Origin of the sequence: Nocardia sp. NPDC101769 (assembly GCF_044766925.1) — a bacterium.
GTDB lineage: Bacteria > Actinomycetota > Actinomycetes > Mycobacteriales > Mycobacteriaceae > Nocardia.
In genome coordinates, this window is the sequence record NZ_JBIWMX010000041.1 from 32,163 (window position 1) to 50,504 (window position 18,342).

Here is an 18,342-nt window from a genome sequence, read left to right on the forward strand (position 1 = left end):
CAGGAAAGGCGATTCCATGACCACTCACGAGCAATTGCCCACCCTCGTCGCGACTGTCCAACCAGATGCCGGGCACAGCGAGCTCTATGCATGGGCCGCCGCCCATGACCTGACCGGCCCGCAGTCCGGCACCGCCAGACGCGAGCTGCGCAAAATCGGCATCGACTACGACGCCCTGCGTCAAGCTGCCGCCCGCAAGCGCCTGGCCGAACTCACTGCCGCAGCCTCTGAAGGCGTGCCGTCGATCCATCTGGCCGCCGCCGGCGCGGCGGCCACCAACACCTACACCGTCCGCGACGGGCAAGGAGGCCTGCTCTGGCAAGGCACCTTTCACGACCGAGACCGCTACCACCGCAAGGGGGATCAGGTCAGCGCCGATACCTCCGCCGCCACCAAAGCCATCTTTCTCGCCTCCAAGGCCCGCCAGCTCGCCAAGACCGACCTTGCCCGCCTGCATCTGACCCTGACCAATCCGCGCGTGGACACTGCCGTTCTTGTGCGCGAGGCAACCGCCTGGCGATTGCTACTCGACATCGACATCGACATCGACGACGACCCGGCCGACCCGCCTGTCGTCACAAACGGGCATGAGTTCCCCACGTTCTATGACTGGAACGAAGCCGACCTCGCGGCCCTGATCCGATTCACCACCCTCGCCGACGACGGGGAGGATCAGCGGTGAATTCCGTCGTCATCGCACGTCCGGTCGGCCAGGCCGGGGCGCAGTGTCGGCGAACGCGGGCGGCCGCGCGTGCTCGCTCAGGCCGGGGCGCCCACGGGGCGCGTCCGCGCGCGCTCCCAGGCGCGAAAGACCTCATCGGCATCGATACCCAGCGCGGCCGCCAGCCGAGCAGCATCGCCGGCGTCGAGGGTCACTTGGCCCCGCTCGTGGCGGGTGATCTTCGACGTAGCCAACCCCACGGCCCTGCCGAGCACGGGTTGAGTGAGCAAAGCCAGGTGCCGTCAATCCGACAGATAGCGCGTCGCCGCGTCGGTGACGATCACCTCACCCACGCCAACCGGCGGCAACTGTTTCTGTTCCGCCTCACCGTTGATCGCGGCCAGCGCGCGCCGCAGTACGTCGATCTGCGGGCAGGCCTGGCCCAACTCCCAACGCCGCGGGGTGCCCTCGTCAGCGATCCCGGCCAGCCGGACCAGGTCACCGCGACTCATCCCGACCGGTTCGCGGGCGTCTCGGAACGCCGCCGGAACGAACCCGCGAATCACGCTGCGACTGATCGGCCGGATCCCGGCTGGCTGTTCATGAGCCGCAATTAAAAGCAGCAATTAAAAGCCGAAATTGGGGAGGGGGAAACATGACTCAGCAGCAGAACCCACAGTCAGGAACGCATTCCGAAGCCCTGGTGGGCGTGCTCGCCACCGTGATAATCGGGGTGCTCGTCCCCGGGGTGGCGGTGGCTGTCCTTGTCGCCGCGGCCGGCCTGCGCGGCTACGCCGCCGCCAAACACCGGCGCTGGTGGCTGTTCCTCACCCCTGAACGGCGGTGGTGGACATGGCTGGCCCTGGCGTGCATCGGCCTCATCGCGGCCGCGACCGTCTACGACCTGACCTTGCTGCGCACCGGCCGCACCGGCACCCTCATCCCTGTCGGCGTGGTCTCCCTGGCCGCCGGAATCGCCGCAGCCCCAGGGGTTTTCGTCTCTGCCCGCCGCCACCTGCGTCAACAGGTGCTCGAAGGCCGCACCAACGACGTTCTCGCCACCGCGCAGGTCGCCGACGCGATCCGCCGCGCCGACGACGAAATGACCGCCCGCTCGGTCGGGGTCACCCTGGCCGAAGACACCGTCGACCCGCGCGTCGTCGATCCCGCCTTGCGCCTGACCGCGCCGGTACCGGTCGAGGTCGGCGAGACGATCCGCTACGGCATCGGCGTACTCATCCCCGAAGACCGGCTCTCGGACTTCGAACGATCCGCGCCTTACACCGCCAAAGGCTGTGACCTGCTGCTCGTTCCCCGCAGAGCCGGGCAGATGCGCGCACTGATCATCGCCGGATCCGGCACCGGCAAAACCGAACTGATCGCCGGATTCCACGCCACCGCCAACCGCGCGGGCATGACCTCGGTCCTGATCGACCTCAAAGGCATGACCGCCGACGCGCACCGCTTCGCCACCGACGCCCGCGCCCAGCGCGAATACCTCGGAGCCGCCGCCGACGTACGCGTCGAACGCGGCGGATGGGACTTCTTCGACTGCGACCGCGACCAGCTGCTCGAACGGCTGATGTTCCTGGCACCCAAGACCGCCAGCACCGACTACTACACCCAACGGCTGCGCCGGGTGCTCGACATCGTCATCGACGGACGCGGCACCAAACCGCTCGTGCGCTCACTCGACGAGCTCACCGACCGGCTCGCCGACCCCGCCGCCCATGTCGGCGCGAAACTGGCCGGGCCGATCATCGCCACCGCCCGCAACGGCAACAGCGCGGCCGCCGAAGTCGCCCAGACCGTCGAGGCGATGTTCGCCCCGATCCGCCAGTACCTGCCCAAAACCGGGCAGGGCTGGACCTTCGCCAAACTCCCCTCCGGCTCAGCGACCATCGTTTCCCTGTCGCCCGTGCTGGCATCGGAGTTGCTGTTGGCCAACCTGATGCTGCGCGACCTGCGCGACTACCTGGTCGCGCGCGCCCGCACCGGGAACACCGAACCGCTGTCGGTCACCATCGACGAATTCCCGCAGATGGTCGAGGAAGGCGTCGACGCCGCCGAGGAGGCCGCCAAGATCCTCGAGACCGCCCGCGCCGCCGAAGTGGGGCTCATCCTGGCCGGTCAGACCATCGAAAGTTACTCACTCGACGCCCAGATGCAGCGGCGGCTACTCGGGGCCGGTGTCGCGATCTTCCTGGGCCGCTCGGCATTACCCGACACCGTGACCGAGGCCGCCGGAACGCGCTGGCAGCTCGAGGCCGCTGGAGACCCGTTCGGCTTCACGATCAATTCCGCTCGCGCGCAACAGACGTTCCAGGTCCCGCCGCAATACGTGCGCCGCCAGCACACCGGCATTTTCTGGGTCATTCACGAAGGCTCAGCGGCCCGGTTCCTGGCCCTGCAAACGACCTGACCGCATTCGAAGTGCAGCACGAAAATCACTGAGAGGGAACAGATTACGATGAACGTCCGAAAAGTCGCCATCGCGTCGGCAGCGATCACCACAACCGTGTGCGTGGGCGTGGCCCACGCCGACCCGGCCCCCTCCCCCTCGCCGCAGGCCCCCAAGACCTCCCCCTCGCCACAGGCCGCCGCCCCACAACAGCAACAGGTGGTACCCGCGCCCGTGCAGGTCCAGGAGTTGCCCGTCGCTGCGCCGCCGCGTCAGCGTCCCAAGCAGCAGGAACCCACGGTGACGATGACGCAGGACGACGGAGCCGACACCACCCAGGCCGTCGAGACCCCTGCGGCCCCCGTGATCGTCGACCCGCACTTGCTGCGTGTGGGCACCACCAAGCTCGAAGCCCCCGACTGGATTTCGGCCGATACCGTGCACGCCGCCCAGGGAGCCTCCGACGCCGCCGAATGGTGGGCAGCCTACCTGTTCGACCAGCTCGGCTACCCCAAGGACGCTGCTGATCACGCGGCCGCCGCCGCGCTGGCCGGTGGCAGCGTGGGCGGCTACCTGGGTGGCGTGATCTCTGTGCCGGTCGCCGCCATCGGCGGATGCTTCGCCGGTATGGCGATCGGTGGCCTGGCCGGTGCCGCCATCGGCGGCATCCCGACCGCGGGCGTGGCCGGACCGGTCGGAGCCGCGATCGGCGGCGTGATCGGCTGCGCCGTCGGCGGTGTCGTGGTCGGTGTGCCCGCACTGGTCGCCGGTGCCGCGCTCGGCGCGATGACCGGCGGCGCGCTCGGCAACGCCCTGGGCGACCAGCTCGACCAGGGCAAAGCCGTCGCCGACACGGCCCCCGTCGCCGAGGCACCCGCACCGCAGCCGGTCGAGACGGCCCCCACCGTCGCCGAGCAGGTCGCCGCGTCCGGCCCGGCCGGTGACCAGCTGGTGACCAACCTGCGGGGCGCGCTGGACTCCATGCCCGCGCTCGATCCCGGCGCACCCTTCGCCGCACCGATCAACGACCTGCTCGGCGCGGCCCGCGCCGCCGTCGCCTGAGAAAGCCGAAAACTGACCAGACCGAGGGGAACCCGTGGTGAACACCGATCCCGAGCTGTGGCGGAAATGGCTGGACGATCCGGCCATCTCCCGCGACACCACCGAGCCCACCACGGGCCGGCGGCGCGGCGCGCGGACTCGCCCCGCGCCCACCGCCGACACCAAACTCGGGCGCTCGCGCGTGGCCGTGGTCGCGGTCGCGGCCGCCGCCGCGCTCGGCGGGGCGGCCGTGGCCGCCATCGTGCTCACCGGATCCGGAGCCGGACGCGGAACCGACACCGCCCGCCCCTACGCGGTCATCACCACGGCCCCCACCATTTCCTCGGCCGCCGCCACCACCGCCGTCCCGTCACCGTTCTGCACCCCCGGCGTGGTGAGCGGCGCGATCATCACCAATCTCGCCGGAGACCGGGCCACCGGGCCCGGTGTCATCGCCGCCTACGAACACGCATTCTTCGCCGACCGGGACGCGAAAAAGGCACTCGACGTCACCGACCGCGGTGTCGGGCTCCCCTCGGAATCCGGTCTCGCCCAAGGCATCGCCGACGTTCCCGTCGGTGCGCCCTGGTGCGTGTCGATCACCGACCTGGGCGGGAACGTGTTCGAGACCTCCGTGAAGTACCTGCCCGCCACCGGCGCGCAGCCGGTGCTGTGGCTGCTGCACATCACCGTCGCCGCCAACAACGGCACCTACACCATCGTCCGTGTCGAAGACAAAGCCGCCTGAGCCGAAATCAGAAGGAGCACAAGCCATGTCGAGAATCCAGCGCAGCGCACGCGCGGCCGCCGCGGGCGCGGGCGCGCTCGTGCTGGTCGCGCCGGTCCTCGCGGCGGCACCGGCGGCCGCCGAGGACAACACCCCCACCAGCTGCCCCGACATTCACGTCCTGGCCGTGCAGCCGACCACGCAAACCTCGGTCGACTCCCCCAGCGACACCGACAGCGGCGAACTGTCCGGGGTCATCGTGCCCGTGCTCGAAGCCGCCCGCTCCCAAGACCTCAGCATCGAACGCACCTACGTCTCCTACCCCGGCGACGCCGGATCCCAAGGCCTCTCGGCCGCCTACAAATCCAGCGTCGTCGACGGCTACCAGCGCCTCGCCCAGGTCGCCGCCCGCGTTATCTACCAGTGCAAAGACACCAAGCTCGTGATCTTGGGCAACGGGCAGGGCGGGCAAGCCGCCTCCATGTACGCCCAACAGGTCGCCACCGGCAAGGCCGGAGCGATCACCGCCGACAACATCGCGCTCGTGGTGACCTGGAGCGATCCCACTCGCGCCGCGGGTGCCCCGCTGTTCGCGAACAAGCCCGGCCAGGTCGGGCCCGCACCGTGGCCCGGGCTCGACCAGAAGAAGCAGCCCAGCGCCACCAAGTTTCCCGACATGTACGTCTCGCCCACCGGGCAGGGCATCGGGCCCGACCGCGATATCGCGACATCGTTCGGCGCGCTCGACGGTCGCGTCGCGCAGTTCTGCATCACCGGCGATCTGTCATGCTCTGCGCCCAAGTCGATCTCATTGGCCAAAGTCGCGCTCGGCATCGCTGGACAAAGCTCGCTGGACTTCACGCACGACCCGTTCGGTGTCGCCGCGCAACTGGCCACTGCCACCGCCAACACCCTCGCCACCGGTCTGGGAACCTTCGCCGACAAGGACATCAAGGGCTCGAGCCTGGCCGATGTCTACTTCGATTCCAAGGCTTCGATCTCCCAGCGTCTCGCCGACGCCGCCGACTCCACCAACACCACCCAGCAGACAAACCCACTGGTGGGGGTGCTGAAAATGGGGCAGATCATGATGAGCTCGGTCACCAGTTTCCTTGGCACCGTGCTCAATTCGAGCACCCTGACCTCACTCATCAGCGCAGGCGCGCAGGTGCTCACCTCCGCCGCCTCCGGCGCGGTCACCAGCGCCGTCACCGCCAGCGTCGCCGGGCCCGAGGCCGCCTTGGCGGCTGCGGGAGCCGGCGCGGCCACCGGTGCCGCATCCACCGCATCCGGACTGCTCACCCCCGTGGTCACCCTGGCCAGCAACGCCCTGTCCGCGCTGGTCAACATCATTCCGCCGCAGTCGGCATCGACGAAGATCAGCTCGATATTCGACCTGCTCATCAACGAGGTCACCAACAACTCCGACCTGCCCGCCGTGCTCACCGACGCCCGGCTGTGGAACAACGCCTCGACCAACGGCGGCTACCGCACCACCCGCATCGCCCAGGACGGATCCACCCCCGCCGACATCACCGCCGACTGGATCATCGCCGCCGCCCGCGACTACAAAGCCGCCCGCGTCGCGGCCACGGAAGCCAAAAGACCCAAGGACCACGACGCGCCCGCACCTGACAAGCCCTACGACAAGGACAAGTCCGGCAAGCCCACCTCCCCGACTGCCGACCGGCCCGACCTGTCGACCGTGATCAAGAAGGACACCCCCAGCGACGTCCGGATCGTCACCGCGCCTGCCCCGGCCGGGACCGTGACCCCGGCCACCCCTATCACCTGGCTCCCCGACGGCACCACCAGCATCGCCGCCCGCCTGGCCGCCCTCACCGGCGACGGGCCCGCGCCCATGTTGCTGCACCTGGCCTCACCCGTGCTCGTCGCCACCACCGCCACCAGCAAGGACACCAAGTGAGCATCGCCCTAAACCCCACGGCCACAGCCGAACCCGATGTGCTGTGTCTGATCCGGCTCGCGCTGATCGCGACCACCGTGGCCAGCCTCGCGGGGATCGCGGCCTTCGCGGCGCTCCTAGTCCGCGACACCGTCCGCGCCCGCAGTCACCGCGCCGCCTTCGCGACCCGAGGACAGTACGCGAAATCGATTGCCAGCCTGCTCATGATCGCTGCCGCCGCGCCAATTCTGTTGGCGGTGTTGCCGCTATGAACACCAACCCGTTCGACGTCGACCCCACACCCGACCCGGCACCCGCAGAACCCGCCCAGACCGCCGCCGCCGAGGCCACCGGTCAGGCCGCAAATGCACCGAGCGCCAACCCGTTCGCCGCCGCCCAATCCACCGCCGCGCCGGCCGAACTCGCCAAACCGGCCCCGGCACCCGCGCCCGAATCCGCCGCCGAGGTCCAGGACGAGACCGACGACGCGCCGCTGTGGCAGATCATGCCCGCCGTCGAGGGCGGCGGCGCGTCGACCCTCGACGGCTGGTGCGCCTGCTCGGCCGAGATCGCCCACAACCCGACCTGGCGACCCACACCCGGCCGCAGCCCGTATCTCGTGCTCACCGCGCCCAAGACCGAGGAAGGCATCAAACGCGCCCGCCAGCTCGCCGGAGCACTCACCCGCACCGCCGGCACCGCCGCGCACGTGGCCGCCATCGTCGTCCTAGCCCCGGCCAAGGCCAACACCAGCGGCGGGCTAGCGCTCAAAGAACTCATCTCCGCCGCCGAGGCCGCAGGCGTGCAGATCATCACCACCGACCACGACCCCGCCCTCGCCGACATGCCCAGCCCACCCGAGGGCATCCACGCGTGGACCCCGCACCACGCCACCAATCCCGGTGTGCCCCGCGCACTCTCGCGCGTCTACACCCGCCTGTTCTTCACCATCGCCGACCGCGAATCGGCCCAGCCCGCCCAGGAGGCATAACCAGTGAACGCCCACATCTACGACGCGGTCGCGGTCCTCGCCGTTTCCCAGCCCACCCCCGACGGCGGGCCGTTCGAGTCGATCATGAACAAGTTCCTGGGCTTGATCTACTACTTCTCCGGCGCTATCGCGGTGGCCGCCCTCATCGGCGCGGTGTGCGTCTACTACTACCAAAAAGTCACCATGCAGAAATCCGAGGTTCTGTCCTGGATCGGCATGGGCCTGGTGCTGATGTTCGTCGCCGCTGGCGCCGCGCAGATCGTCAACTGGACCACCGGCAGCTGACCATGGCCACCCTGGCGTACCAGCAGCTGCCCGACAGCGTCACCCGGCCCCTCCTCAACCTGGCCTCACAGTTGATCAGCCTCACCGGAATTTTCGCAGTCGGCGCGATCCTCATCCTGTCCGTGCGCGCGTGGCTGCGCTACGACCGCGGAGCCGACTTCATCGACCTGTGGAAAGAGCTGCTGGTCATCCTGTTCTGCGCCGCCGTGGCCATGAAGACATTCGACATCGCCAACTGGTTCCACTGAAGCGAAAGCGACTATCCCCGACCATGATTCGACGATTCATCCTCGCCGTGGCCGCCGCGTCGGTGGCCACGGTCGCGACCGCCTGCGGCGGGCACTCCACCAGAACCCCGTTGACCATCGCCAACTACAAGGGCACCGACTGGGTCACCGACGGCAAGATCAAACCGCCCGCCACCGCAGGCCGAGGCGACCGCATCAAATGGCCGCACACCATGGACGGCGCGGTCATGGCCGGAGTCGACTCCCAAACCATGCTCGACATCGCCGACGACGCCACCTTCGGTGGCATCGCCCGCGACTACTTCGCCGCGGGCGAAGGCCTCAGCGCCTACCTCGCCGCCCGCGCACAGATCACCATCACCGGCGTCCCCAACCCCGCCAAAGTGCCGCGGATCAAGGGATTCCGGTTCTTCGGCTACGAAGACACCGCCGCCACCGTCGAAGTGCTGTTCGACCAGCCCGACCACTCCATCACCGGCCTGACCCGAAAACTCGTCTGGTCCGGCGAAACCTGGCTCATCGAGCTCCCCAAAGAGACCGCAGGCATCGTCAAGGCCTACGACACCTTGCCGACCGACACCAACGCCCTGCCCCAAACCTGAGACCCGCTGCGCCGGAGGACATTTCCGATGAAGACCCGCCATTACCTCGCCGCGACGGCCGCCGTGCTCACCCTCGCCGTCGGCGCGCTCGCGTGCGGCAGCCACACCAGCGACACCACCGCCACGGTCCCCGGTCAGCCCCCGCTCCGTTCCAGCACCGCACTCAAAGACACCGACTGGTTCAAAAAGACGTTCGGCACGCCCCTGCTCGCCGCCAACACCGCGCTCCAGCCGCGCGCGGTCGAGCAGGCCACCGACATCAACGGCACCGTGTTGCCGCAGAACAGCGCCCCCCTCGACGGGCCCGCGATGTGGCAGCGCGTGCAGTGCGAAGCGCTGCCGTTCTCCACCACCGACGGCCCGACCAAGCTGCGCGCCAACACCATCTACGGCGGATTCGCCCGCACACCCTTCGGCGCGGCGCTGGCCGCCTACCACCTGCGCAACTTCGGCGGCACCGCGACCGAGCGTCAGGCCCTGCCCAGCATCATCGCCCCCGCAGACCACGACCGTGTCGTGCCGGTGCTCAAAGTCGACCAGACCGATATCCCCACCCGGAAATCGAACTGCCTGGCCACCAACGGAATTCGCCGCCCAGCCCGCTACCACACCGAAGCCGTCTCCGACACCGTCATCGACGTCAGCTTCTGGTATCTGCCCGAATCAGGCAAACAGCGCGGCTCGGCATTCGACGTCACCGTCGTCTGGTCCGGCGACGACTGGTACCTGACCGAGCAATCCATCCTCGATATGGGCTACTCCGGCCACCAGAAGACCCCCACCGACGCCGACGAACCCGCCGGGTGGGCGCGATGGTGAAAGCCCCCCGCCGCTCCCTGCGCGGCCTTGTCGCCGCGCTCCTCGCGCTGGCGGTGGCCACGCTCGTGCTCGCCGCCGTCGGCGCGGCGCAACCCTCGACCGGGCCGACCACGACCGTCCCCACCAGCGGCGCGCCCACCACCAGCGCCACCCCGACGACAACCGGCCTGCTGCCGACGGCCACCACCACACCGGCCACCACCACGGCCGCCCCGACGACCACCGACACCGGCGGCGGCGGAGATTGCAACGGGCACATCCGCATTCCGGGCACCGACTGGTGCACCCCGATCCCCAACTCGGTACAGAGCGCCGCCGGTGATGCGGTCAGCTCGTTTTTCTCCGACATCGTCGACCAGGTGTTGCGCGGGTTCATCTGGATCATCAAGTACGCGTGGCAGCTGTTCGTCCACGTCGACATCAACGCCAGCAGTTCCCAAGGCACCCTGCAAAAGGTCAACGACATGACCGGCGAGCTCCAGGTGCTCGCCTGCGGGCTCGGGCTGCTGATCGCGTTGTTGCAGATCCTGTTTCAGCGCATGATGCTCACCGGCGACAACGCCGCGCCGGAGGCCTTCGGCGGATTCGTGCGCTGGGCCCTGGCCGCGACCCTGGCCGCGCCCACCCTGCTCGCGCTGGCCGGAGCCAGCGACGCCCTGGCCGAATGGCTGTTCACCACCTCCGCCAACCAGGCCGGCGGCACCACCCACATCGTCGACAAACTCAGCTCCGCACTCAGCGGCCGCGACGCCCGACTCAAAACCGAGGACGTGATCTCGCTGGCGCTGGCGCTGCTGGGCCTGATCGCCTACCTCGAGCTCACCATTCAACTCGTCCTGCAAAAGGCCTGGCTGATCTACGTCGCCGCGGGCCTGCCGATCGCGGGCGCGGCATCAGTCACCGGCGGCGGCAAGGCCGTGTTCTGGTCCATGGTCCGTCTCGGGGTCGGCGTGCTGTTGTTCAAACCCATTGCCGCGCTGTTGTTCGCGGTCGCGTTCTGGCAGATCGGCGACCTCAACTCCGGATCGGATGTGGTGACCGCCGTCCTGGCCATGGTCGCCCCCGCGTTCTGCCTACCCGTGCTCACCCGGCTCGTCGGCAACACCGCCGTCGCCTACTCCGGTGCCCCGATGCTGGCAGGCACCTACCGCAGGGCTCGCGGCATCGGTCGGATGGCCGGAGCGGTCACCGGCGGCGGCCGCGGCCGCGCCGGAGACGGCACCAGCGGTGAAGGCGAATCCTCACGCCGCGACGACAAGGCGAAAACCCCGCCCTCGACCGGCAATCCACCCAGCCCGAGCACCGGGACCGGCACGGCGACCGGCAAGGCCGGACCCGCGCCCGCACCGTCGCAGACCGGCACCAACACCACCTTGACCCGCTCGACCAACACCGCGGGCACCACCACCTCGACCCGGGGCGGCGCAACCGCAGGCGGCACAACCGGATCCGCCAGCACCAACGGCGCGAATGGTTCGAGCAGCCGCAACGGTGCCCCAGCGTCGAGTACCGGATCCACCGGTAGCGCAACCCGATCCGGGTCCGGGCAGTCCGGTCGCGCCTCGGTGAGCACGAGCGGGTCGCGCACCAGCGGCAACCATCCCGCCGCCCCACCGCCGACCAGTGGTAGCGGTACCGGCGCGGCCCGCTCCGGCGACCGCAGCGATCCCAACTCCGGCCCCAGCCGCGCCACCGCCGAACAGACCCCGCCCGCACCCGCACCGACCCCCGCCCGGACAGACCGAGCCCGCCGCCGCACCGGCCCGCGCGACTCGAGCTTCCGGCGCATCACCTAACCGGTTGCGCGGGCCCGCACCGCGGGCCCGCGGTCCCCGACACCGCTTGCCAGACAAGGAGATTCCCCGCTCATGGGACAGCAGAAGTACACCGGTTGGCGCAAACCCGAATCGACCGGCCTGATTCCGGGCCTGTCGGTCACCACCTCCGTGCTCGCCGTGCTCGCGGCCGCCATCGTGGTCGGGCTGTGGTTCTTCGGCAACGCCCCCATCGCCGCGCTCACCGTGCTCGTCGTGTCGGTGCTGTGCATCGCCCCCACCATGATCCGCGTGCGCGGATCCTCCGCCGGTGACCTGGTCGCCGCCTGGGTCCACACTCTGCCCATCCGCCGCCGCGAAGCCCACATCGTGAAAACCGGCCTGTTCAGCCACATCCCGGGCGGCCGCTCCCAGCTCCCCGGCTTCGCGCTGCCGCTGGTGCTCAAAAACTGCTGGGATCCCGACACAGGATCCGACGTCGCGGCCATCCTCAACCTGGTCTACAACACCATCACCGTCGAACTGTGGGTCCGCGCCCACGGCCAAGACACCCTGCCCCAGGCGATCATCGACGGCCGCGTCGCCGGATGGGGCGAATTCCTGCGCGTGCTCGGCGAACACGGCGACGTCGCCGCCGCCGTCGTCGTCTCAGATATCCGGCCCGAGACCGGCGCGTTCCACGCCGTCGAAATCGACAACCGTCACTCGTCGCTGGCGCCGGAATTCGCCGCCGAAATCCTCGACGCCCGCACCGAAGACCTCGCCTCCGAGACCCTGCGCACCACCCAACGCATCGCGATCACCTTCCGCTACTCGAGCGGTGCGTTCAATGACGGCGCGGCTTCGGTCTCGCGGCGGCTGCCCGAGCTGCGCCAGGCCGCCGCCCGCGCTGGCCTGGAAGCCGATTGGGCCACCAGCGCCGAAGTCATTGCCGAGGTCCACGCCGCCTTCAACCCCGCCGCCGCCCCACTCATCGACGAACACATGGCCCGCCACCGCGACACCGGCATGAGCTGGGCCGACGCCGGACCCAGCTACCACGACGACCAGCCCCGCTACTACCTGCACGATTCGGGCCGGTCAATGACCTACCGTGCCTACGACTACCCGGTGCAGCCGGTCGACGAAATGAGCCTGGCCAAGATCCTGCGCCCCAACCACCGCGCCCCCTACAAGCGCGTCGCCCTGATCTACCGCCCCTACCGGCCCTCGGACGCGCGCCGCATGGTCGATGCCGACTACCGCGACGCCTTCGCCGCCGTGCAACGCCGCAACCGCGGGCTCGTCGACGCCCGCCAGCAGATGCGCTACGACGACCTGGCCGCCACCCGCGAAGACCTCGCCGAAGGCCACGGCCTCGCCGACGTCGGCATGCTCATCACCATCACCGTCGGCCTCGAGCAGAACGGCCGCGACGCCGCCCAAATGGTCGACGACACCGGCCTGTCGAGCAGCCTCAAATTCGCGCCCTGCTACACCGATCAAGCGTCAATGTTCCTGGTGGCGTTGGGAATCGGTGTCTTCCCCGACATGACCGAAACCCAGGGCGGGGTGACCGATGCTCTTGCTTCCTGACACCTTCGCCGACGCGCTGCCCACCGCGCTGCGCAAACGCATCTCACCCGGCCGCGACACCCCCGTCGGGCTACTCGACTACGAAGAAGCCGCCGAACTGCGCGAACTGCTGCCCACCATGGGGCCGTGGGCACGGTTCAAGGCCTCGCGCCGCCTGTCGGCTCATGAACTGGCGCTGTGGCAGCTCACTGCCGCCGAGGCCCGCCAGCCCTGGCAGGCCCGGCGCATCCCCACCCCGCAGGGCTACCTGTCCCGGCACGGCGGCTACATGAAGACCCCGATGCCCCTGCCCTACGTGCGCGGCACCACCTGCCGCATCTGCGGCCTGTACCCGTTCCCGCTGCCCTCGGAGGTCACCACTCCCGGGCTACCGGTCGGCCGCCAATTCGCCGGTGCCCCTTTCATGTTCGACCCCCTGGCCTGGTTCGAAGCCGGACTCATCTCCGCACCCGTCTACAGCATCATCGGACCCAACGGGTTCGGAAAGTCCACCCTGCTGCGGCAATTCGCGATCAACGCGTTGTATCAAGGCCGACACGTGATGTGGCTGGCCGACGCCAAACCCGACGGCCGGCGACTCTGCGAACTACTCGGGCCCGACGGGCAGATCTTCCACATCGGTGCCGGCGGCGGTGTCCTCAACGCCCTCGACCCCGGCGCACTCGCCGACGCAGTGCACCGGCTCGGCGACCGCCCCGACGCCTGGGTACTCAAAGACCAACTCCACGAAGCCCAAGCACACAACGTCATCGCCCTGGTCTCCCTCGTGCGCCGCGGACCGGTCGCCGACTACGAAGCCAGCGTCATCGACGCCGCCATCGCCGCCCTCTACGAAGGCGGCCGCTTCTCCCCCACCCGCGCCCCGATCCTGTCCGACCTCATCGCCGCATTCGACGACCCGACCGAAGCGATGTGCGCCAACGCCGCCGCCCGCAGCACAGAGGAATTCGCCCACATCACCCAACGCCTGCTGCAATCGCTGCGCGCACTGGTCCAAGGCTCACTCGGGCGCGCGTTCAACGGCCAATCCACCCAACGCATGAACCTCGACGCCGCCATGATCGACGTCGACCTCTCAGTGATCCCGCAGACCGCCCGCGACCTACGCGCCGCCGTCATCGCCATCACCGGCATCGAAGCCCAAGAATCCGTCCGCGCCCGCAACCTCCTCGCCGCGCACGGCCTGGCCCGCAAAACCGTCACCGACATCATCCTCGACGAGCTCTGGCAACTGTTCGAAGTCGGTGGCTCGAGCCAGATTTCGACCGTCAACCGCATCACCCGACTCAACCGCAGCGACGGCACCACCCTGGGCACCAGCACCCACACCGTCGGCGACTACAAAGGCGTCTCCGACAGCGTCCACGAACAGATGCAGGCCACCGGATTCATCAGCCGCAGCCGCGTCAAGTTCATCGGCCCCATCAACGGCAGCGAGATCCGCGAACAACAAGGACTCATCGAATACACCGCCGCCGAAGCCGACTTGCTCAAATCCTGGTCCGACTCCGGCTCACCCACCCGCCACGACCGCCGCGCCGTCCACGACGGCATGGGCCGATTCATCTGCAAATGGTCCGACGACCCCAGCAAACCCGGTGTCCCGTTCCGCACCTGGATCAGCCCCCTCGAAGAACAACTCGGCATCCACGATACGAGCGCGGCCCTGCGCTCGGAGCGCGAGTAACCCAGCGTGACAGCGGTCATCGCGCTCTACCGGTACCGGCGGGCCATCCTCATCACGATCTTGCTCCTGCTGCTGGTCCTTGCCCAATGCAGCAAGGCCACCGACAAGAACAAGAACAACTGCGGCCAGTCCCCCAGTGTCTCGGTCGGCGGTCTGTCCTACCCGGTCGACGTGTCCACCCCGATCACCAGCGGCTACGGACCCCGGGACGGCGGCTTCCACTACGGCGTGGATTTCGGTGTGCCCGAAGGCACCTCGATCCACGCCCTCGCCGACGGCACCGTCATCGCAGCCCAGGACGAAGGAGTCCAAGGCTTCGGCGGCTGGGTCGTGTTGTCGCACGTCATCGATGGCAAGGAAATGAGCAGCGTCTACGGGCACATCAACAAGGGCGGGGTACACGTGACCGTCGGCCAGCAGGTCAAATCCGGCGACGTGATCGCCAGCTCGGGCAACGCGGGCGAATCCTCCGGCCCCCATCTGCATTTCGAGATCGCCGAAGGCAACCGCCTGTCCGGCGGCACCCGCATCGACCCCACCACGATCCTCGAGCGCATCAAGAACGGCCAAACCGGCACGAGCACCACACCCGGCCAGAACGGCAACCAGCAGGCCGCCACCACCAGCACCGCCCAAGACCGCAACGCTTCCACCGTCATCGCCGTCGGCCAATCCCTCGGAGCAGCCGACGACGCCATCGTCATCGCCCTCGCCGTCGGCCTGGTCGAATCCGAACTACGCAACCTCGCCAGCAACGCCGTACCCGAATCGCTCAACTACGCCCACGACGAGGTGGCCCCCGGCGACGGACTGAGCATCGGAATCATGCAGCAGCAGGCCGGAATGGGCTACGGCACCGTCGCCGAGATCATGGACCCCTCCCACGCCGCCACCGAGTTCTACAAACGACTACTGGCGACCAGCTGGCAGAACAAGTCCCTCACCGAAGCCGCCGCCGACGTCCAGAAACCCCGCGAAGACCTGCGCGGCAAATACGGCAACCACGAAGCCGAGGCCCGCGCGCTGTTCGCGCGCCTGGCCGGACACGCCGCCATCGGCGGCGCAGGCAACTGCAACACCGGAAACGGCAACTCCGGCACCGGAAACGGCAACGCCATCGTCGCGGCCGCCCGAAGCCAGATCGGGCGCCCCTACGTCTGGGGCGGCGGAGACACCAACGGCCCCACCAACGGCGGATTCGACTGCTCCGGACTCACCCTCTACGCCGTCCACGCCGGCACCGGCCAAACCCTGCCCCACTTCACCGGCACCAGCACCCAATCCGGCCAACTCCAGCAAGGCCAAGCCGTCACCGACATCAGCCAGGCCCAACCCGGCGACCTGGTGTTCTTCGGATCAGGTTCCGACGCAACCCATGTCGGCGTCTACATCGGCACCTCCGGCGGAGTCCCCCAGATGGTGCACGCCCCGACCGAGGGACAAAACGTCACCGAGGCACCGGTGAGCACCGGCGGAATGCTCATCGGCATCCGACGATTCGCCCAAAACTCCACCACGACAACAACGACCACGACTGCGCTGGCACCGGCCGCCGCACTGCCCGAGGGGGCCCGATGAGCACCGCCACCGCGCACACACCTCGCCACGCGCGCCGCCTGGCCGCCTTTGCCGCTGTGGCGCTCACCGCCGCGGCCGCCGCCTGCTCAAGCACCCACACCAACACCTACGGCGAACACGACGACACCGGCACCGGCGTGCCCTCCGGCGCCAGCATCGCCACCCTGCCGCCGTTGCCCTCACCGTGGAATGCCTTGGACCGCAACGACCCCGCCGCGGTCGCCGTCGCCACCGTGCAAGCCGTCTTCGACTGGCACCCCGAGCGCGGCGACACCGGCCCCGAAAACGCCGCCCGCCGCGCCGCGCCGCTGTTCAGTGTGCGCGGTGCCGAGGACTACAAGCCCTACCCCATCCCCCGCCCCACCTGGCAAGCGTGGATGGACGAAAAGACCACCGTCACAGCTCAAACCGCCATCGGCACAGAACAACACCCCGCCGACACCGCCGCCCAATGGCAACGCAAGACCGCCACCACCTTGACCATCACCACCCCGGGCAAACCACCCATCACGATGACCGTTATCAGCCTCATCACCACACAGAAACAACCCGTATGGACCACTACTCAGCTCGCGCACCTCCAGTGACCAGCACATATTCCGTGGCAAGCCAGCGAAGCTGGTGCGGCAGCCCCTCGCACGCGGGCAACGTGCGAACCTGCCGCGCCGAATCCAGCTCAGCCACAGAACAACTGAAATCCCGAAATCCCGAAACTGCGGTACCTGAAATGGCGTGTCGCTCTGGTACCAGAGTTACGGGTTGTGGAAGGATCGCCCGCATGGCTCGCAAAAGAGGCTCACGCGGACCAGCCCCGTTACCGTATGAACTCCATCAGACGAAGCTCTGGATGGCTGAATGCGCCAAGGAGGCGCTGGGTGAAGTAGCGAAAACTAAAGGCGTGTCTGCCGGAATGCTCGTCACGCAACTGATCTCGCGAGAGACAGGCGTGCCCTTGGAAGAGCTGTTGCGCGACAACAACCAGGAGGTTTTGCCCGAGTCCGCCTAGCGCGGACGCTGCGACGACGACGATCCCGGCCGGGTAGCCAAACCCGGCAGATGCCTCAGAACTGAAGACTTTCGTTTCTGGAGGAATCCCCCCGTAAACGCAGAACACCCCCGGCGTCAGCCGGGGGGTTCGGAAGTGTGGGGGGCGAGTTTGCCCACTCGCCCCGTGGATCCCTCCAGCAACTCATCCCCGCTAAAGGACAGGCTTCTTGCTGAAAGAATCCAGGTCCAAGGATACCTTGCGCCCTGAGCCCGGTACAGTCGGTTCGGCGCGTGTCGAGGATCCCGACCTCACCCGATCGCAATTCGACAGCGCCGCAGCGCTCGTCTCGCACCGCTCCCCCAGCTTTCTTTCCACACTCGAGCGGGGCATGTACCGCCCGGAGTTGGTGAAGATCGATGCCGACAAGCTGGCATCGGCATCGTGAAATCCCTCGGCGCCGCCCGGGCGGCACTCGGCGACGAAGGTGTCGCCACGGCCGCGGGCAAGCTCCCCGAAGGACTGCTCGCCGCCGGCATCGATGCCGCCGACCCGCTCATCGGTGACGCCTGCGCCGAAGCTCTCATCGCGAGGCGCGTCGAGCACGCCGTCCCTCACCTGCTGCGCGAATCCGGCGGCCGCCATGTCGTCGCAGTCGTCCCCAATTCCGTTGTCCCGATGAATGAATGGGCACGGCTGTGCTGGGCCCGCGCTGCGCTCGCCACAGCCATCGCCAGCGGACTACTGCTCTACGGCCGCCGCTACGGCGGAGGATCCAGCGACTGCGATTCCTACCTGATCGGACCTGCTGCGCTGCAACCTGTTTCGTCAGATCACAGGAGATCTTCCCCCACTGGATGTACCACCCCAGCCCCTACCGCCCGCCTCCCCCACCCGACTCAGCTGGCCACATGCGGCACACACGCTGACTATTTCGATCGGCAGCGGAAGTCCGCAGGCCCCACTACGGACGGCGCGGCCAGTGTCCGCCACCCATTCCGAAGGCGTGTCATCCAGCGTGCTGATTGCGCACTGAACACGCATGTGAGGAGGACTCAGCA

General features: G+C 68.6%; 20 protein-coding genes. 17 read left to right on the forward strand and 3 right to left on the reverse strand.

All coding sequences use genetic code 11. The features are described from left to right. The first annotated feature begins 16 nt into the window (after positions 1 to 16). Complete coding sequence (locus tag ACIRRA_RS39850) at positions 17 to 682, forward strand: hypothetical protein (protein WP_402779560.1); 666 nt, start codon at positions 17 to 19, stop codon at positions 680 to 682. Positions 683 to 759: 77 nt separating this feature from the next. Here ACIRRA_RS39850 and ACIRRA_RS39855 read toward each other — a convergent pair whose 3' ends face one another. Both ACIRRA_RS39855 and ACIRRA_RS39860 read right to left on the reverse strand, forming a co-directional pair. After that, the gene (locus tag ACIRRA_RS39855) at positions 760 to 951 is read right to left on the reverse strand and encodes a helix-turn-helix domain-containing protein (protein WP_402779562.1); all 192 of its coding nucleotides are present in this window, start codon (positions 949 to 951) and stop codon (positions 760 to 762) included. 12 nt (positions 952 to 963) lie between these two features. Next, a complete protein-coding gene (locus tag ACIRRA_RS39860) occupies positions 964 to 1,227 on the reverse strand; it encodes a hypothetical protein (protein ID WP_402779564.1) in 264 nt (87 codons plus the stop codon). Positions 1,228 to 1,316: 89 nt separating this feature from the next. Between ACIRRA_RS39860 and ACIRRA_RS39865 the strand changes: the two genes are divergently transcribed. The 16 genes from ACIRRA_RS39865 to ACIRRA_RS39940 all read left to right on the forward strand — a co-directional run bounded on the left by ACIRRA_RS39865 (position 1,317) and on the right by ACIRRA_RS39940 (position 17,302). Next, complete coding sequence (locus ACIRRA_RS39865; RefSeq protein ID WP_402779566.1) at positions 1,317 to 3,083, forward strand: hypothetical protein; 1,767 nt, start codon at positions 1,317 to 1,319, stop codon at positions 3,081 to 3,083. Positions 3,084 to 3,131: 48 nt separating this feature from the next. Next, positions 3,132 to 4,124: a hypothetical protein gene (locus ACIRRA_RS39870; RefSeq protein ID WP_402779568.1), complete on the forward strand. Its 993-nt coding sequence runs from the start codon at positions 3,132 to 3,134 to the stop codon at positions 4,122 to 4,124. 37 nt (positions 4,125 to 4,161) lie between these two features. Beyond that, a complete protein-coding gene (locus ACIRRA_RS39875) occupies positions 4,162 to 4,851 on the forward strand; it encodes a hypothetical protein (RefSeq protein ID WP_402779570.1) in 690 nt (229 codons plus the stop codon). 25 nt (positions 4,852 to 4,876) lie between these two features. Beyond that, on the forward strand, positions 4,877 to 6,757 hold the full coding sequence (locus ACIRRA_RS39880) for a cutinase family protein (protein ID WP_402779572.1): 1,881 nt from the start codon (positions 4,877 to 4,879) through the stop codon (positions 6,755 to 6,757). Further along, positions 6,754 to 7,008 (forward strand): hypothetical protein, encoded by a 255-nt coding sequence (locus ACIRRA_RS39885; protein WP_402779573.1) that lies wholly within the window; start codon positions 6,754 to 6,756, stop codon positions 7,006 to 7,008. The genes ACIRRA_RS39880 and ACIRRA_RS39885 overlap by 4 nt, the downstream gene beginning before the upstream one ends. After that, positions 7,005 to 7,727, forward strand: coding sequence for a hypothetical protein (locus tag ACIRRA_RS39890; protein WP_402779575.1), 723 nt, complete (start codon positions 7,005 to 7,007; stop codon positions 7,725 to 7,727). Before ACIRRA_RS39885 ends, ACIRRA_RS39890 begins: the two co-directional genes overlap by 4 nt. 3 nt (positions 7,728 to 7,730) lie before the next feature. Further along, positions 7,731 to 8,012: a hypothetical protein gene (locus tag ACIRRA_RS39895; protein WP_402779577.1), complete on the forward strand. Its 282-nt coding sequence runs from the start codon at positions 7,731 to 7,733 to the stop codon at positions 8,010 to 8,012. A 2-nt stretch (positions 8,013 to 8,014) separates the two neighbouring features. Then, on the forward strand, positions 8,015 to 8,260 hold the full coding sequence (locus ACIRRA_RS39900) for a hypothetical protein (protein ID WP_402779579.1): 246 nt from the start codon (positions 8,015 to 8,017) through the stop codon (positions 8,258 to 8,260). A 23-nt stretch (positions 8,261 to 8,283) separates the two neighbouring features. After that, positions 8,284 to 8,862 (forward strand): hypothetical protein, encoded by a 579-nt coding sequence (locus ACIRRA_RS39905; protein ID WP_402779581.1) that lies wholly within the window; start codon positions 8,284 to 8,286, stop codon positions 8,860 to 8,862. A gap of 27 nt (positions 8,863 to 8,889) precedes the next feature. Then, positions 8,890 to 9,681: a hypothetical protein gene (locus ACIRRA_RS39910; protein WP_402779583.1), complete on the forward strand. Its 792-nt coding sequence runs from the start codon at positions 8,890 to 8,892 to the stop codon at positions 9,679 to 9,681. Then, positions 9,675 to 11,477, forward strand: a complete 1,803-nt coding sequence (locus ACIRRA_RS39915; RefSeq protein ID WP_402779585.1) for a hypothetical protein — start codon at positions 9,675 to 9,677, stop codon at positions 11,475 to 11,477. Before ACIRRA_RS39910 ends, ACIRRA_RS39915 begins: the two co-directional genes overlap by 7 nt. Positions 11,478 to 11,549: 72 nt before the next feature. Continuing rightward, complete coding sequence (locus tag ACIRRA_RS39920) at positions 11,550 to 13,031, forward strand: SCO6880 family protein (RefSeq protein ID WP_402779588.1); 1,482 nt, start codon at positions 11,550 to 11,552, stop codon at positions 13,029 to 13,031. Next, positions 13,015 to 14,718, forward strand: a complete 1,704-nt coding sequence (locus ACIRRA_RS39925; RefSeq protein ID WP_402779590.1) for a hypothetical protein — start codon at positions 13,015 to 13,017, stop codon at positions 14,716 to 14,718. Before ACIRRA_RS39920 ends, ACIRRA_RS39925 begins: the two co-directional genes overlap by 17 nt. A gap of 6 nt (positions 14,719 to 14,724) precedes the next feature. Then, on the forward strand, positions 14,725 to 16,296 hold the full coding sequence (locus ACIRRA_RS39930) for a peptidoglycan DD-metalloendopeptidase family protein (protein WP_402779592.1): 1,572 nt from the start codon (positions 14,725 to 14,727) through the stop codon (positions 16,294 to 16,296). Further along, positions 16,293 to 16,883: a hypothetical protein gene (locus ACIRRA_RS39935; protein WP_402779594.1), complete on the forward strand. Its 591-nt coding sequence runs from the start codon at positions 16,293 to 16,295 to the stop codon at positions 16,881 to 16,883. Before ACIRRA_RS39930 ends, ACIRRA_RS39935 begins: the two co-directional genes overlap by 4 nt. Positions 16,884 to 17,143: 260 nt before the next feature. Beyond that, positions 17,144 to 17,302, forward strand: a complete 159-nt coding sequence (locus tag ACIRRA_RS39940; RefSeq protein ID WP_402779596.1) for a hypothetical protein — start codon at positions 17,144 to 17,146, stop codon at positions 17,300 to 17,302. Positions 17,303 to 17,494: 192 nt separating this feature from the next. On the opposite strand, the gene ACIRRA_RS39945 is transcribed toward ACIRRA_RS39940, so the two are convergent. After that, entirely contained in the window at positions 17,495 to 17,926 is a 432-nt protein-coding gene (locus ACIRRA_RS39945; RefSeq protein ID WP_402779598.1) for a hypothetical protein, read from the reverse strand. Positions 17,927 to 18,342 lie beyond the last annotated feature (416 nt).